The organism is Litchfieldia stipae (assembly GCF_014837155.1).
GTDB lineage: Bacteria > Bacillota > Bacilli > Bacillales > Bacillaceae_L > Litchfieldia.
In genome coordinates, this window is record NZ_JACYHA010000010.1 from 80454 (window position 1) to 96754 (window position 16301).

Below are 16301 nucleotides of genomic sequence, written 5' to 3' on the forward strand. Positions count from 1 at the left end.
ATCTTCATTTAGTTAAGCCATAATCCACATCAACCACCGGTTTCCCCGTTGAAAAATCAAATTTACTAATGCTCGTTTCTCGTAATAAAGAATGCTCAGGATCAATTAATCGATGGTACACCAAATACCATTCAGCCTTGTATTCCGTCATCGAAGCGTGCCCTGTCCCAAAATACTTCTCCGACTCGCTTGTCACGCGATTATTCTCAGGGCTCTCGTACGGCCCAAAGATCTGATCACTCGTTGCATAGCAAATCTGATACCTAGGATCTCTCGTATCATAGTTACTCCACGTAAGAAAGTATTTCCCGTCTATTTTCTGCATGTGCGGTCCTTCATTTTATACCCCAATATCAAATACAGCCGGGTCCTTCCCACGGTTTTGATACAATTGTTTTGTTAGATTAATAGGCTCCTGCTTAAACGTAACCATGTCATCCTCTAATGGGACAATCCAACATTTCCCCTGTCCCCATAATAAATAAGGCTGATTGTCCTCATCAATGAACAAGTCTGCATCAATACTCTGGCAATCATATTCATCCTTCTTAATTAACGGACGACCAAGCATATCCTTAAATGGCCCTAGCGGTGAATCAGAAACAGCGACCCCAATTTGCGCTTCAGCACTAAAGTACATATAGTATTTTCCGTTATATTTATTCACCCCTGGTGCCCATGCTCTTGAATTCGCCCACTCGACATCATTGAGGTCTAATGCCAAATAAGGCCCTTCCCAATGAATAAGATCCTTACTATGAAACACATGGAACTTTTCATATAACCAACCATCACTGTCCTTTGTTGGATACAGATAATATGTGTCTCCATCCTTCAACATAAATGGATCTGCCCATTGCCCTTCAATCACTGGTCCTTGTTGATATGTAATCATCCCTCTAACTCCTCACTTTTTAAAAATGTAATGCCAAATACTCTCGGTGTTTCATCCTCAATCGCTTTAAACGTTAACTTCACACTTCCCTCACTCGATAAATGAGAGTGATTCAACTTGATTTTTTGAGGAAGAAACTCTCCTTCGGCTCCATCACTCACAATGATTGTCTGTGTCTCTTGATCATTTAAGAGTAACTCCATCCTTTTCCCTGCATCTTTTTGGTGAACATCAATCTGCAGGTAAAAATCATCATCTGTCTTCATTAATTGAAACTCGTAACTAAACCATCCATCTTTAAAGGCTTTTCGATAACGCCTTCCCCAAAATGCATCAACCCGCGAATTCTTGTATTCTACTTTTTTCGCATGTTCACTATTATTGTCATCAAAATTATGCAATTCAGCTAAAACCAGCTCCTGCTCTCGCAACCATTCTTCCTTCTGCTTAATCGCAGCTTGAGCTTCCATAGAATTCGCTTCCAATAGATTAAAATAAATTCCATATCGTTCCCCATGCATCTCATAATACGGACTAAAAACCATGTTTTCCTTCACATCTTTTATTTGAAACGCAACCAGCTTATCCTCACGTTCAATTGGCTCCATATGGTCATGTAAATGATCTCGCCAATCAACGCTTGTCGTCATTAATGTATCTGGTAATAAGCGATCCTTCGTCCCTACTCGAACCAGAATGCCGTTTGGATTGTCGGCTTTCACATTCTTGGTTCCTAGCCCACCTGCCAATACATATGGACCATATTCAAATGCTACATAATTAGGATGATCTTTGGTCGTTACGAGCTTCAATGACGGCTTGAACTTAATAACAACGGTTTCATTTTTTCCAAGAGCCTGATTAAGATAAGCAAATCCGTCCTTCCATTCATAATCTGCCGGCACACCATTACACAGCACTTCAAATCCATCCGTCCAAGTCGGTATCCTTAAGCCTAGATAAAGCCGTTTACTAGGCTCATCACTTAGTGTAAAGGTGACAACACTATTTCTACGATCAGCCTCTTGAACAAGGTGAACTTGTTGATCAGGTAGACTTACTTCATTTGAAAAGTAAAGATTCACAAACACACGATCATTCTCTTGAAAATAATACGTATCTGCAAGCTTTGCAAAGCTTTCAATCCCCGTACCTGTACAACACCAAAATTCATCATAAGGACGGTTATAGACTTTGTTGTACCCCGCTCCCATTGGTTGAAAGTACATCATCATCCCATTTTCAGGATTTTGCGAAGCGAGAATCGCATTAATATATGTTCGTTCATAGTACGCCAAATATTTAGGGTCTTTCGTGAGAACATATAGATTGTGCGTTAACTTCAGCATATTATGAGTATTACACGTTTCACATGTACAATCCCCATTTCGAATTTCCGCATCATAGTACAGCGAACCTGGTTCATGGAAATGCTCACTTTGACTATTTCCACCTGTGCAATACGTATGCTCATTAATGACCATCTCCCAGAAATTCTTTGCCGCCTCGAAGTAGATTGATAGTCTTTCTCTTTCTTCAACCGAAAGGAATGATTGCAGTTTACTGTCTTGAAAGACTTGATACTTCTTTGATGCACCAATTAATTTAGGAATCGTCGTGTTGGCATGCTTTCCTGGTAAAATATTTTCATTGTTCACTAGTCGATTAAATAGCTCATCCTCATCAAAGTAGGTAGCCGCCACCATATGCTCCTTCTTTTTCGTCCATTCAAATAAGTGATAGAGCGCATCATTCATGCCACCATACTCGATTTGCAACATTCTTTTCTTATCCGCTAAGCGCATCATCCGCTGATAAATATAATCTCCAAACTGACTAGCAACCACTAATGCCAGTTCACTCGTCTCTTCATCCATCCCTTTTAGCGACTTATGAACATCTAAGAGCCCCGCTAGAATTTTGTGCAAATTATACCATGGGACAAGGACATTCTCCTTCTCTTCAGGTGAAATGACCTTTCCTTCAACCTCATCAAGCGCTGACTCCCGAAACGCCGAAATATACCCAGCACTCTCTGGATGGTTTGAAGCATAATTTTCCTGTGCCATTGACAACCCAGCAACTGCCACCTGCATTTCTACTAATAGTTGCTTTTTAAAGTTGCTTGATTTCTCAGATTGATAGGATAAAGCGAGCGCTGACATATAATGTCCAAAGAAATGGCCTCGAAAATTAATCGCATCACTTCGTTCCCAGCCTTGATATCCCTCGCTTGTTAATGGTTGCAGCCCTGCAACCTTATAGACTTCAAATAAGAACTTCTCAGATTTCAAGCTTAGTAAATACTGCACAAGAAGATCCTGAGCCCTTTTTACATATGAATCTGTGATTGTTATATGATTTGTTTGAATTGATTTCATCTAAATCCGCCTTTCAAACGATTCTCTATAAACTCATTTCCCCATTTTGCTAAGATGGAATCGTATTCACTTTTAGTAATAGGCAAAATCGTCCCGTGACGTTTTTTCAACTGACCAAATGAGTAATCCTCTTTCGTCGGCTTCGACCAACAAGCCCCTGTTGTATCACTAATATCAGTCGTAATAATCGGCAAATATCCACCACTCGTCGCGTATTGGTCGACAAGCAGCCCCCATTTCTCTTCACCGTTAAACTTGAAAAACTGAGGCCCTTCCACATCTTTACCAGTCAGTTCAAGTCCTAGGGATTGAAGAGTAGAAATAACCTTCCATTCTCCCATCAAACGGTCACTGGACTCAATCGTTATTTGCCCATCACCAGAAGCGCGATAATCGCCTCAGCATTACTCCACCCACCTCTGTGATAGATGCTAAGATCAGTTGCTAGCATATAAAAACGCTCTCCATCCTTACTACGAAACAAATACGGATCACGAACCCCACACTCACCAACGGTAGAATACAAGACTGGACGTTCATTATTTAGATCAGTCCAATGAAATCCATCTCGGCTCAACGCAAAATAAATCTGCTCCCCATCCTCCTTCTCCCCAATAAAATGGGCAAATAAATAACCATAGAAAGAATCTTCAACCTTCTGTTTATTCATCATAACCTCCAGAATATTTTTATGTGTTTGTTATTTGTAAACGGCTTCATTTAATTTTAAAGGCGTTTTCTCAAATTTTGTTATTTTTAGATACAAATTTAATTAAAAATGAGATATCAGCGGGCTGAATACACTCAAGACTCCCGCGGGATGCGTGGCCAAAGTGAGACCCCGCAGGACGCAGAGTGTATTCAGCCTGCGGGCTTTACAAGCAAGAATTTATACAAAAACAGATATTTCAAATGTTTATGCCTTATTTCGATAGTAACATATTTTCGAAGCGATAAAGCTCTTTTAGCTAACACCTTTTGTAAAATTTTTATATTTAAAAAGGTAATTTCAACAATATATAGAATTTTTAAAATACATATAACTTTAATGAAATGTCAAAAGGAGATGACCACAATGGCAACGACCAATTTACTGGATGAAATCGAAGCATTAGAAAAGGAAATTCACGAGAAGAAAATCAAATTAATGGAGATGAGGAAATCGGTACCTCGCCATGAGGTGACCAATTATTCATTCATAGATTCAATGGGACGCGAAGTACACTTGCTAGATTTATTCGGTGATAAGAATGAATTAATCGTCATTCAAAACATGGGGAAATCTTGCCCTTATTGCACCATGTGGGCTGATGGCTTTAATGGCGTATACCATCATATCATTGAAAAAGCAGCCTTTGTTGTCGCCACTCCTGACTCACCTGAAATCCAAGATGCCTTTGCTGCCGAACGTCAATGGCAATTCCCAATGGTCTCAACGGAAGGCACGACCTTCAAAGAAGACTTTGGCTTTGTAAAAGAAGGCTATCAATATCCAGGCGTCTCTACCTTCCAAAAAGATGAGGAAGATAATATCTATCATGTAGCAAACGCACCATTCGGACCTGGAGATGAATTCTGCTCCGTCTGGTACTTATTTGACCTACTTCCATCAGGACAAAAAGGCTACCATCCAAAAAGAAAAATCAACAAACACTCAGACTTCGATTTAACAAACAACATTGCGATTCAAGTCAATAACCACGAAGAAGCTGTTGAGTTCTATACAAACATCCTAGGCATGGAAAAGGTCTTCACCAATCATATAGAAACAAAGCTATCTATTGGTGGGAAAAACTTCTACGTCGAACAGAGTCACGATAACAAAATCTTTTTCGAACTAGCCGTTCAGGACTTTGCCGCTTCAAAAGAGCTGCTATTATCCAATGGCTGCAAAGTAACAACAGAACACAGTGAAAAAAGTGTCATGATGTCCGATCCATTTGGGTTGCATTTTCATCTTTTCCAAAGTGCTTAATACATAAAGGGAATGAAGGTAGCTGCTGCTTCTATTGTTTTGTTGGCATAACTACCTTCTCCTATTCATTCGCTAAGCTTTATCCTTTTGTTCTAAAAAGGCTGGCTTTCGTTCGTGCGGAAACTTATTAAACAATCCATTTCTTATCCATACTTCAGTGAGTTATCCTCATATATTATTTTACCTTCTTTATCAATATGAGCTTTTAAATTTTCATTAGTGATTGCTTCATAGTGTATAAAATCAAAGAAATACGGCAAAGGATATTCCTCGTTTAGTAGATCAGATAACCTATATATAGTCTCTGATGTAACACTCTTTCCTTTTATTGCAAGATCTATATCCGATCCTATTTTGTAATTTCCCATTGCTCTACTTCCAAAAATAATACCACATTCAATTTCGTCAAATTTCTGTAGAGCCATATTTATATACTGTAAGTCACTCCTAATTAGTCCAAACATATTATATTTCCTTTAATAATTTTTCATATAAATTTTTAAGTAAAGGTAGAAATTGTTCTTGTATTTCTTTCACTAACTTTTCTGCCAGTTCTTGATTATAAGTATGGCTTGTTAGATTTCGTTTAGTTAGCGCATCCATCCACAGGTGTCCTTCTTCAATTAACTCCACCTGAAAAGCTTGTTTTATGGACTCTCTAGGACTTTTTGACAGATAGCCCTCTGACTCTAAATAATCCTTAAGTACTTTCCAGGCTAATTCAAAGGTGGTCTCAAAGAATTGGATAATACCAGCTTTTTCAAGTTCATTGGATAAAGGGCCATTCGAGTATTTCTCTAGGAGCTTGAAAGACTTTTCAAAGTTCTCAAATCTTTGTTTCCAACGAATATCTTTCATTTCATCCATATCTTCACTCCTAATAAATTTTGTACTTGCAATGTCTGAACCTCTTACACTCCTATTATACATCAATCAATCATTCATACGAAACGGTACAGAAGCTACTACGATTCACTTTCCTACTCCTTCTAAGTTAAAAATAATAGATTTAATCACTAAAATTCGATAATATGAATATTGAGATAATTTTAACAAAGGAAGGAGATTTACCATGACACAAGAATTAGGTCATAGTTATTATAAAGAATTAATCGATTTACAAGATGTAGACGCGGTAGAATCTCAAATTAAGAGTTTACTTGATGTTCAGATTGAATCCGTTTCAGACCTGGAAAAATGGTTAGAAGATCAAAAGAATTTAATGATGAAAATCACGGAGGCGATGACTGGACACCAAGTTGACTTCTACCGTAATACAGAAGATGCCCAAATCAAGTCGACATATCTTCACGATCAACAGGTCATCCAACCATTATTAATGAAATATGAAGCAAAGCTGAATGAGAAATGCTTTGAGTCTCCTTATTTATCTCAATTAGATGAAAAACGTTACGGCTTAATGCGACGTGTACTCGAGTCTAAAGTGAAATTGTTCAGAGAAGAAAACATCCCGTTAATGGTAAAAGAACAAGAACTCAATACCAAATATAGTGAAATTATGGGCGGGGCAACCATTGAATGGGATGGAGAGGAAAAGCCTTTACCATTTATCATATCCCAACTCGATCATTTAGATCGCTCCGTGCGAGAAAAAGCTTATTACGCGATGATGTCAGCACATCGTCAAATTAAGCCTGATATGGATGCAATCATGGATGAGCTTGTACAACTACGCCATCAAATGGCTTTGAATGCAGGGTTTGAAAATTATCGTGATTATATGTTTGTCGTCAAAAATCGTGAGTATACTGTCCAAGATTGCTATGACTTTCATGAAAATGTAGAGAAACATATCATCCCGGCTTGGAATCGACTTGCAGAAGTATTTAAATCTAAGCTTGGAGTAGATACATATCGCCCTTGGGATAACACAGCTAAATTGATGAAAAAGCCACCATATCAAGAAGTGGCGGATCTTATGGATGGCGTCTCTGATATGTTAGGTAAGACTGATCCATACTTTGCAGAACGTTTCGATTACATGAGAGAGAATGGGTTACTTGATTTAGGTGATCGAAAAGGAAAAAGTCCAGGTGGTTTCTGTATCTCCCTACCTGTTTCAGGAGAGACCTTTGTATTTGCGAACTTTAGTCCATCCTTCTTCTCTCTAATCGCATTAATTCATGAAATGGGACATGCAGTAAATGGGTATCTCGAGTTTTCCGAGCACGGTCCTATTGAAGATTACCAACACCGAATGGAAGTTGCAGAACTGTATTCTCATGGGATGGAATTGCTTTTATTAGATAAGCTAGATCGTTTTTATCCAGATGAGGAAGATTTTAAGAGCGCACAGCGTGAAGAGCTTAGACGCGCATTCACCATGCTATACGGTCCATTATCAGGAGATCTCTTCCAGCATTGGATGTATACAAATCCTAACCACACGGCAAAAGAGCGTGATGAGAAATACTTTGAAATCTCAAAGCGTTATGGCTTAAACCCTGTTGATACTTCTGGACTTGAGGAGGAAATTGGAATGAGCTGGGCTGGCACCCTTCATTATTTCCAAGTTCCATTCTATAATATTGAATACTCCATCTCGATGCTTGGTGCGCTTCAATTACTTGAGAACTATCAGAAAGACCCAGAGCAAGCAGTCGAATCCTTTAAAAAAGGAGCAAGTGCCGACTATAACCAATCCATCGCAGATATTTATGAAGAAACTGGAGTCAGCTTCGATTTCTCAGAACCAGCCGTCAAGCGCATGGGTGAATTCCTAGAAAAAGTCATCGGCCACATTGGGGACGGTTCTTAATTTGCCTATTTAGAAATTTTGCATGCAAAAAGGCACAACTAGTTGTGCCTTTTGTTTTCTTAATTCTTCACTTCAAGTAACGTTAATGAGTAGTCTCCTACTTGCCCTTTTTCATATAAATTCGTCATTGAAGTAGAATATTCCCTAATCGTTCCCCTAAACGATAAATCTCTCTCAGGCACTTTCACATCGAATGTCCCTTGATACAGTAACGTCGCAATATCATGATACTCCTCACTTGTGACTTCAAAACCAACAGATATTTCATAGGAATTATTTACTTTTCTTTCTTCAAAACGTTTCACTTTAATCAAAGTATGATTTAATATTATTTCTTTTACCATCGAATCGTCTCCATTTATTTCATTTATTTAAGGCTATTCTCTAACTGGTTATTGTTTATTGTTGATTTAACTGACTAAAGAATACAGTGCGTTTAAGTGTAACGTCTGTCCATCAACCTATCATTACGCTTATACAGTACCAGCGTTTACCTTATAAATCAAATACGAAAAGAGACGATTACATTATTAAACATAATCGTCTCCTGTTTTTTCACCAATATTGTTCTACTTTACCAGCATTCAATCATTTAACTTTATCAAAAATAGCAGCCGAATCCTTAAATTCTTGCTTTCTCTCACTTGTGAAATGGTTCACCGTAAAGTTTTTTTTATTTTTGTCTTAATTCTTATTTTCAAGCAACGCAACAAGGAATGCAAGAACAAGTCCTTGCCCCCATCCTTGTACTCTTTTCTTAGGAACCAGTTTGTAATCTTCAGCAGTATACATTACTGCCGTACCAGAAGAAACATTTCGAACGGAACCGTCTTCATCAATGTTTGATAGAATCCCCTCATATGCTTTTGCAATATATTTCTGATGCAATGGATGTCCGTTTACTGTCAATGCAGCTGCAATGCCTGCTGTAGCCGAGGTTTCAAGGTATGAGGTTTCATCGTCTAAGATGGTATGCCACATATGATCCGAAGACTGTAATCTAACAAGTGCACTCAATTGGTCTCTTAAAGCATCACCAATCTGCATCCACATAGGCATAAATGGGTTAAGCATTCTGAATGCCTTTGCCATCGTATAGGCTGCCCATGCATTTGCCCTTGCCCAGTAAATTCCAGACAAATTATCCTTTCTCGTATTATCCCATGCGTGATAGAACAAATTGGTCTTATTGTCCTGCAAGTACTCCTCATGCCAATAGAACTGCTTCAATGCATCATCGATATATTCCTTATTATCAAGCTTAAATCCGATACGAAGCAGGAAGTAAGCTGCCATGAACAATGTATCCGCCCATGCCTGTTCCGGAAAATCATTCTTCGATGAAACCGTATGCTGCAACACCCCATCCTCGAAACGGATCGCATCCTTTTGAAGATACTCAGCCTTCATCACTGCAAGATCAAGGTATTTGGAATCTCCTGTAGCTTCATGCAGTGTCAGCAATGTATGCCCCATAGCACAAGCATTCACCATCATTGGTGGAAGCCCTATTTCAAGATATTCGTCTACCCATTTGACCAAGAAGTCAATATATTCCTGATTTCCGGTTACTTCCCAGGCTTTCCCGATACCATAAAAAGCCACCCCACATGACCAGCCCCATGTAAAATCCATATTCATTGTTCTTCGAACTACGCGGTCAATCATTTCCTTTACTTCGTTTTCATCGTATTCAAACCTTTGCATTTCCATCTTCCTCTCTATATATTTTTTATGTAACCGTTTGATTTCCAATTCTTACTTTACCATAGACTCTATGAATGTTGACTATCCTATTTTACTAGTTTAAGAAGCACTAGCTTGTTCATTCCTATCTATCGTCATCTGACGCCATTTCCCTTGGCGCCATCTCCAAAGCATGAGTATCCCTCTTAACCATTCATCAACCATAAACGCAATCCAAATTCCAACAAGTCCGAATTCAAAATGTATCCCAAGGATATAAGCCAACGGAACACTAACTCCCCACATCGAGAGAATTCCTATGAAAACAGGAAAGTTCACATCTCCCGCTGCGCGTAAAGAAGCGATAACGATCGCATTAAAAGAACGACCTGGTTCAACTAAGGCTGTTAATAAAAGAAGGATACTCCCTGTTGCAATGATCTTTTCATTGTCAGTAAAAAGAGTTAAAATCGGCTTACTAAATAGGTAAAGAATGAGTCCAACTACACTTGTTATCCCTATCGCAATTAAGAGACTATGAACACATCGCTTATATGCAGCATCAAATTGCTTCGCACCGATTTGATGTCCAATGATAATTTGATTACCTTGACCAATTGCGATTGAAAAAAGCAGCACAAACATCCCAATATTCTGAGCATAAACCTTCGTCGTTATTGCCTCCGTACCAAGCATCACAATAAAGGAAGTGATGACAAGCTGTGACCCATTAAAGGAAAGGTGCTCCCCCGCTGAAGGAATTCCAATTTCAAGTATTCTTTTCATCTCTATATGTGGGAATCTCTTAAATACATACGAGAAAGGTAGTGTAGGTCTAATTCTTTTATATAAAATAATTACGATGATGGCTAATCCAATGAATCTACTAAGTATAGTGGAAATCGCTACTCCTGCTACACCAAGCACCGGAAGGCCAAACATTCCAAAGATAAAAAGATAATTACCAATGATATTGATTCCATTCATGGCAAGTGTGACGTACATAGCATCTCTCGTGAACCGATAACTACGTAGAATGGCTCCCATTGTCATAATACCTGATTGTAGAAATATACAACCACCAACGATCTGCAAATAGAGTGTTGCTTCTGAATTAAGATTGCTAGATACACCCATGATAGAAATAAGGTCCGAAGCAAAAAAGACAAGGGCCACCCCAATCACAAGGCCAACTAGTATATTTGAAACGATGGAAACTACTGCTATTTGACTTGCTTCTTTGAATGAATTTGCCCCAAGACTCCTAGAAACAAGTACACTCGTACCAGTAGCTATAAAGCCAAACAACACACCCATTAGCATTAGTATTTGATTTGAAACACCTACTGCGGCAACAGCATCATCTGAATACTTACTAAGCATAAGTGTATCAGCGTTACCCATCAGTAAATGTAACATCGTTTCAATAAAAATCGGCCATGTGATTGCAAAGAGAGTGAGCTTTTGAACTGAATTTCCTCTCGTCTTCATGTTGATCTCAACCTTCTTTTGACAATGATTTTTTTGTAATTCCTCTCATGACTTGTTTCATCTTTCACTGATTCCTATCATTTTTCTGTACCAGGCTTCGTACATGTTCAATTCGTGAATCCAGCATGATGGAACATACATAGAGTATGAGGCTTGTGGAAAACGCTCATACCACTTCTTTTCCCCCCCAGATTTGAAGGGTCTTTTACAAAGTCCACGGAGCGTTCAATAACTTTGTAGTCCGAATATGATGCTCTTTAAAAGTTCGTAACACCTGTATCCCTCCATCAAAATATGAACTTCATAGCTATCTCATTGTTTATTTGATAGTATAGATAGTAACATATGGTCACCTTTTTCCGAATGCAAAAAAACGCAAATAACTTGTAAAAATCGAGCTTTTTATCACACGAAAACGGAAGGGGAAATACCGTTTTGGAAATTCGTAAATATAATCAGAATCACCTTGGGGTTCATATTCATTTTGCTCTCGATAAAGTAACTTATCCTGGCTGGGAAGATATTCGCAATCTGGTGAATGTACATAGTTTGTATTGGATTCATGAGGGTGAAGGGACATTCTTAACAAATAAGGAGCATAAGGTACAGGCTGGTATGATGGCTTATTTAAAACCTGGTCTAGAAATGTCCATGCGCTCAGAACCACACGCTCCACTCCGTATGACCATGATCCTCTTCGATTGTGCAGAGCTAGTATATGATGCAGTGTGGAAAGATATCATTCCCATCGATAAACTAAGGCTGCCCTTTCTAAGTCAATACACTCTCAAACAGTCGGAGGAATTTGGACAGTTATGCAGGAAGATACATCAAGAGTTGGCACCGGGGATCACCGGTGGGGCTACCTTGTCTCAAGCAAAATTACAGATTCTTCTACACAAGCTTCATCAAATTGAGGAACCTGATTGGAGCATCACCGATTCAGGTGTACTCTCCGCCTTTGAGCAGGTGAAAAAGCGTCTAGAAAATGGATATAGGGAAAATCCACGAATTGAATTATTGGCTGAGGAATACAGCATTTCACCATCATACCTTCGTAAGCTGTTCATCAAATATACTGGAATGGGCCCAAAAGAATATCTTATTCATTTACGTAACGAGCAGGCATGCCGCTATCTCATCTTTACTGATTACCCGATCAAAGAAATCGCCAAACTATGTGGATTTTACGAAGAATATCACTTCAGCAAAATGTTCAAAAAAGTAAACGGCGTATCACCTAGCACCTACCGAAACAGGAAGCATGGGGAAGCATGGGGACGGTTCTTAATTTGCCAATTTAGAAGTTTTGCACGCAAAAAAGCACAACTAGTGAAATTTGATCTAGTTGTGCCTTTTGCTTTGAACAAACAATTTCTCTATTATATAAACGTCATTAACGTTCCACCAATAGCCCCTGTGACAACAATAACCCAAGGTGGTAACTTCCAATAAACCAGCATGCTAAACAATATAGCCGCAAAGGCAAAGTCAATTGGCGCTAAGATAGAACTGGTCCAAATCGGCTGATAAAATGCAGATATCAAGATTCCTACTACTGCTGCATTAACTCCCATGAGGGCACCCTTGACCTTAGGATTTGTACGTAGAGTATCCCAGAAAGGCAGTGTTCCTAGAATTAATAAAAATGCTGGTAAGAAGATCGCAACCGTTGCTAACAGGCCACCTGCCCATCCATTCATTACGGCACCTAAGTATGCTGCAAAAGTAAATAACGGACCTGGCACAGCTTGTGCTGCTCCATACCCAGCAAGAAATGCTTCCTCGCTTAGCCATCCAGTCGGTACAAATTCTCGTTCAAGCAATGGTAAGACGACGTGTCCCCCTCCAAATACAAGTGATCCAGAACGATAGAAACTATCAAACATGGCAATCCAATGGATAGAAGTCACTTCTCTTAAGATTGGAAGAAGAATAAGTAAGCCAAAAAACAACACTAAACATCCTGTCGCAAAACCACGGCTGATTGGAAAACGAACTCGATCACCCGCTTCCTCTTTCTGCTGTCTATAAATCAAAAAACCTATGACTGCTGATAAGAGAATAATTCCTACTTGAGTAAAGGCTGTTTGCCACAATAATGTAACCACTAATGCCAACAATGCGATTGCTTTTCTTTTTAAATCAGGCGTTAATTTCTGGGCCATACCTAGAATCGCATGTGCCACAACGGCAACTGCAACTATTTTTAACCCATGAATCCAACCAGCGTCACTGACATCTAATCCTTGAAGAATCAATGCAAAAATAATTAATGCAAGCACAGAAGGGATGGTGAAGCCTAGAAATGAGACAATCCCTCCCAATACGCCCGCACGCATCACACCAATACCTATACCAACTTGACTACTTGCTGGTCCTGGTAAGAATTGTGACAAAGCGACTAAGTCAGCATAACTTTTTTCATCCATCCATTTCCTTCTCCGAACATATTCATCATGAAAATACCCCAAATGAGCAATCGGTCCACCAAATGAGGTGAAGCCTAATCTTGTCGATACCATTAAAATTTCTAGTAATGATTTAAATAAATTTCTTTCTTTCACCTTTGTTTTTTCCACTTATAATCTCCTTCCAACATACAAGGTTGTTTGTTAATCTTTAATTTCCTTGAACAATTCATACGCCTTTTTTCTTGCCTCAATAAGAACACGATTTCCTTTTTCTGTGGCCCGATAATACTTTCTTATTTTTCCTTCTACATTCTTTTCTTCCTTCGATAGAAGTCCATCGCTTTCCATTGAATGAAGAATTGGATACAAGGTACCTGAACTAATGTTATATCCATGTTCTCTCAGTTCCTCCAACATCCACAGACCAAATATCGGATGCTCCTTAGCATGGTGTAAAATATGGATTTGTATAAAACCTAGAAAAAGCTTTCGCAATACTTTCTCTTCCAAAAAACGACCTCCCGTTTTCGAAACACAATATCGGCTTCCTACACAGAATGGTAACATAGACAAAAATCTGCTTACAACCCTATTTACAATATCTTTACAAAAGTCTTTGTTAAAGAATCATGTGAGGATTTCAATAATTAGAAGGAAAAAGGAAGATAGAACGGGAACTATTGATATACCGGATTTAATAAAGGAGAGAAGGCTATGAGTAAATCGTTTATTGAACAAGTACATTATATTAGAATTCCTGTAAAAGATTTAGAACTATCTGCACAATGGTATAGAGATGTATTAGGGCTACAGTTACTAAACCATACTAAGGAACTTGCCATTCTAAAAGTAAATGAGGGACCTTTCTTACTTATCTTAATTCCTACCAAAGATGAAACATTTGCACACTTTACAATTGATCATGAACAAGAATTCAGCATTGGCTTTACAAGTCCAGAATTATCTAAATTTCATCAACACTTAGTTGATAATCAAGTTAAGGTCGAGGAGATAAAAGAAGATCATGGTCATGCCTTTTTCCACTTTTATGACCCAAATGGTAATAAGCTTCAAGTACACTGGTAAGATGATCATGAATAAGTTACCTTATTTCATTAACGGGATGCTTTAACGGAATAATAACGGGAACGTCCAAATCAGACGTTCCCCCATTTTTATGTATGTATCAAGTTCCTCAGAAAGCCTTCCAGAAACTTTATGTATCAATTACACAACTCTTCATTTCACAGCTCTACTTAAATCTCAATCTGCTTAATGATTCTCGCTGGGTTCCCCCCAACCACGACATTATCCGGTACATCCTTTGTCACGACTGCCCCAGATGCGATGACAACATTATCTCCAACCGTTACACCCGGGTTGATGATGGCAGATCCTCCAATCCATACATTGTTTCCAAATGTAATTGGTTTAGCAAATTCTCTCCCTGAATTCCGTTCCGTAGGGTCTAGTGGATGTGTGGCTGTATAGATCTGAACGCCAGGAGCAAGCATACAATTATCACCAAATCTCACTTCACACACATCCAAAATCGTACAATCGAAGTTAGCAAAAAAATTCTCTCCTACATAGGTGTTGTAACCATAATCAAATCGAATATTAGGCTCCATATAGACATTTTCTCCTGTTGAACCTAATAATTCCTTTAATAATTCCGTTCGCTTTTCACCTTCAGTTTCTAGCGTTTGATTAAATAACCTGACCAAGCGTCTTGCTTCCTCACATTCCTTCAATAAAACCGGATCAGCAGGATCATACAGTTCCCCCGCTAACATTTTCTCTTTTTCTGTTTTCATAATTAATGACCTACTTTCTTTAATAGCTATTCTTTCAAGTAGACACATATCTATTTCTATTTTAACTCACTAAGTTTTTCATTAATACGGCGTTTTTTATATAGCATTTTCCCCGTTTCTCCAATATCATGAATCATTGATTTATTAATGAAAGAACCGAAAATCATACCCGCAATTGGAATCATTTGAAATAGCTTTTTCCAGCCAAAGTTGTCTCTGTATGTCATGATGACCTCTCTCCAGCCCTTAACCTGTGATAGGGTCTCATCCCTCATTTCCATCTCTGGATCTGAATAGGCGGACAGCTCCTTTAACACAGCTTGTTTACCAACAATATCTGAAGAAGCAAATTGGAGACATTTAACGATGAAAATTCGCTCCTTTTTATCATTAGGATCATACCCATATGTCACGGCAATTTCCTGAAGTGTTTTAAGAGATATACCAAGCAGTAATGGAATATCAATCGACAATGTGAAGATGCCACCTATTCCAGTTGTGGCTCCTTGTGTCATTGCGATGTTTTTTCGCGAATGGATAAGTTCATCACTGATTTCATCCATCATCTGTATCGATAACTCCGAAATGGTTTCTAATGAGACATCCTCATCTCCTGTTTTCCGAACATACCTTTTTAAAATCTCCTTCTCATTTGATAAATAACGTCCACCCGTTTGTAAATAACTACCCACTTCATCTAGCGCTTGTCCGATTTTTTTGTGAATGAACTGTGGCGTCAGGCGGTCAAGGAGTTTAAAAGGGAGACGCCCAAGCTTCTCCCAACCATAGGCCCTTCTGCTCTTCCTCCCACATTTGAATTGCATCTAATTCTTTTAGTAACGCTTCTTTCGTTTCGATTCTCA

The 16301-nt window shown here is 38.7% G+C and carries 15 protein-coding genes and 2 pseudogenes; 4 read left to right on the plus strand and 13 right to left on the minus strand.

All coding sequences use genetic code 11. The features are described 5' to 3' along the window. Positions 1–4: 4 nt before the first annotated feature. The 4 genes and pseudogenes from F7888_RS22645 to F7888_RS22655 all read right to left on the minus strand — a co-directional run bounded on the left by F7888_RS22645 (position 5) and on the right by F7888_RS22655 (position 3946). Positions 5–895 (minus strand): annotated as a pseudogene (locus tag F7888_RS22645) (family 43 glycosylhydrolase). Next, positions 892–3276, minus strand: coding sequence for a glycoside hydrolase family 127 protein (locus F7888_RS13025; RefSeq protein WP_191780137.1), 2385 nt, complete (start codon positions 3274–3276; stop codon positions 892–894). The pseudogene F7888_RS22645 and the gene F7888_RS13025 overlap by 4 nt, the downstream one beginning before the upstream one ends. Then, a complete protein-coding gene (locus F7888_RS22650; protein ID WP_225228779.1) occupies positions 3273–3617 on the minus strand; it encodes a glycoside hydrolase family protein in 345 nt (114 codons plus the stop codon). The genes F7888_RS13025 and F7888_RS22650 overlap by 4 nt, the downstream gene beginning before the upstream one ends. A gap of 23 nt (positions 3618–3640) precedes the next feature. Continuing rightward, positions 3641–3946: a hypothetical protein gene (locus F7888_RS22655; RefSeq protein ID WP_225228780.1), complete on the minus strand. Its 306-nt coding sequence runs from the start codon at positions 3944–3946 to the stop codon at positions 3641–3643. A 405-nt stretch (positions 3947–4351) separates the two neighbouring features. On the opposite strand from F7888_RS22655, the gene F7888_RS13035 reads away from it, so the two are divergent. Then, positions 4352–5251, plus strand: coding sequence for a DUF899 family protein (locus F7888_RS13035; RefSeq protein WP_191780139.1), 900 nt, complete (start codon positions 4352–4354; stop codon positions 5249–5251). 143 nt (positions 5252–5394) lie between these two features. On the opposite strand, the gene F7888_RS13040 is transcribed toward F7888_RS13035, so the two are convergent. Together F7888_RS13040 and F7888_RS13045 are read right to left on the minus strand one after the other, a co-directional pair. Then, the gene (locus F7888_RS13040; RefSeq protein ID WP_191780141.1) at positions 5395–5715 is read right to left on the minus strand and encodes a nucleotidyltransferase domain-containing protein; all 321 of its coding nucleotides are present in this window, start codon (positions 5713–5715) and stop codon (positions 5395–5397) included. Position 5716: 1 nt separating this feature from the next. Continuing rightward, complete coding sequence (locus F7888_RS13045; RefSeq protein WP_191780143.1) at positions 5717–6118, minus strand: nucleotidyltransferase substrate binding protein; 402 nt, start codon at positions 6116–6118, stop codon at positions 5717–5719. Positions 6119–6323: 205 nt separating this feature from the next. Between F7888_RS13045 and F7888_RS13050 the strand changes: the two genes are divergently transcribed. Further along, complete coding sequence (locus tag F7888_RS13050) at positions 6324–8030, plus strand: M3 family oligoendopeptidase (protein WP_191780145.1); 1707 nt, start codon at positions 6324–6326, stop codon at positions 8028–8030. A 59-nt stretch (positions 8031–8089) separates the two neighbouring features. Here F7888_RS13050 and F7888_RS13055 read toward each other — a convergent pair whose 3' ends face one another. The 3 genes from F7888_RS13055 to F7888_RS13065 all read right to left on the minus strand — a co-directional run bounded on the left by F7888_RS13055 (position 8090) and on the right by F7888_RS13065 (position 11207). Continuing rightward, positions 8090–8374: a DUF3219 family protein gene (locus F7888_RS13055; protein WP_191780147.1), complete on the minus strand. Its 285-nt coding sequence runs from the start codon at positions 8372–8374 to the stop codon at positions 8090–8092. 340 nt (positions 8375–8714) lie between these two features. Continuing rightward, entirely contained in the window at positions 8715–9737 is a 1023-nt protein-coding gene (locus F7888_RS13060; protein WP_191780149.1) for a glycoside hydrolase family 88/105 protein, read from the minus strand. A gap of 99 nt (positions 9738–9836) precedes the next feature. Continuing rightward, positions 9837–11207: an MATE family efflux transporter gene (locus F7888_RS13065; RefSeq protein ID WP_191780151.1), complete on the minus strand. Its 1371-nt coding sequence runs from the start codon at positions 11205–11207 to the stop codon at positions 9837–9839. A 435-nt stretch (positions 11208–11642) separates the two neighbouring features. On the opposite strand from F7888_RS13065, the gene F7888_RS13070 reads away from it, so the two are divergent. Further along, positions 11643–12662 carry an AraC family transcriptional regulator gene (locus tag F7888_RS13070; RefSeq protein ID WP_191780153.1) on the plus strand — a complete coding sequence of 340 codons (1020 nt, stop codon included), beginning with the start codon at positions 11643–11645 and terminating at the stop codon, positions 12660–12662. On the opposite strand, the gene F7888_RS13075 is transcribed toward F7888_RS13070, so the two are convergent. After that, a complete protein-coding gene (locus F7888_RS13075) occupies positions 12590–13732 on the minus strand; it encodes a chromate transporter (RefSeq protein WP_191780240.1) in 1143 nt (380 codons plus the stop codon). The genes F7888_RS13070 and F7888_RS13075 overlap by 73 nt on opposite strands. Positions 13733–13822: 90 nt before the next feature. Continuing rightward, a complete protein-coding gene (locus F7888_RS13080; protein ID WP_191780155.1) occupies positions 13823–14131 on the minus strand; it encodes a PadR family transcriptional regulator in 309 nt (102 codons plus the stop codon). Between the two features lie 204 nt (positions 14132–14335). Between F7888_RS13080 and F7888_RS13085 the strand changes: the two genes are divergently transcribed. Then, positions 14336–14707, plus strand: coding sequence for a VOC family protein (locus F7888_RS13085; protein ID WP_191780157.1), 372 nt, complete (start codon positions 14336–14338; stop codon positions 14705–14707). Positions 14708–14877: 170 nt separating this feature from the next. On the opposite strand, the gene F7888_RS13090 is transcribed toward F7888_RS13085, so the two are convergent. Further along, positions 14878–15438 carry a maltose acetyltransferase domain-containing protein gene (locus F7888_RS13090; RefSeq protein ID WP_191780159.1) on the minus strand — a complete coding sequence of 187 codons (561 nt, stop codon included), beginning with the start codon at positions 15436–15438 and terminating at the stop codon, positions 14878–14880. 56 nt (positions 15439–15494) lie between these two features. After that, positions 15495–16251 (minus strand): annotated as a pseudogene (locus tag F7888_RS13095) (EcsC family protein). Positions 16252–16301 lie beyond the last annotated feature (50 nt).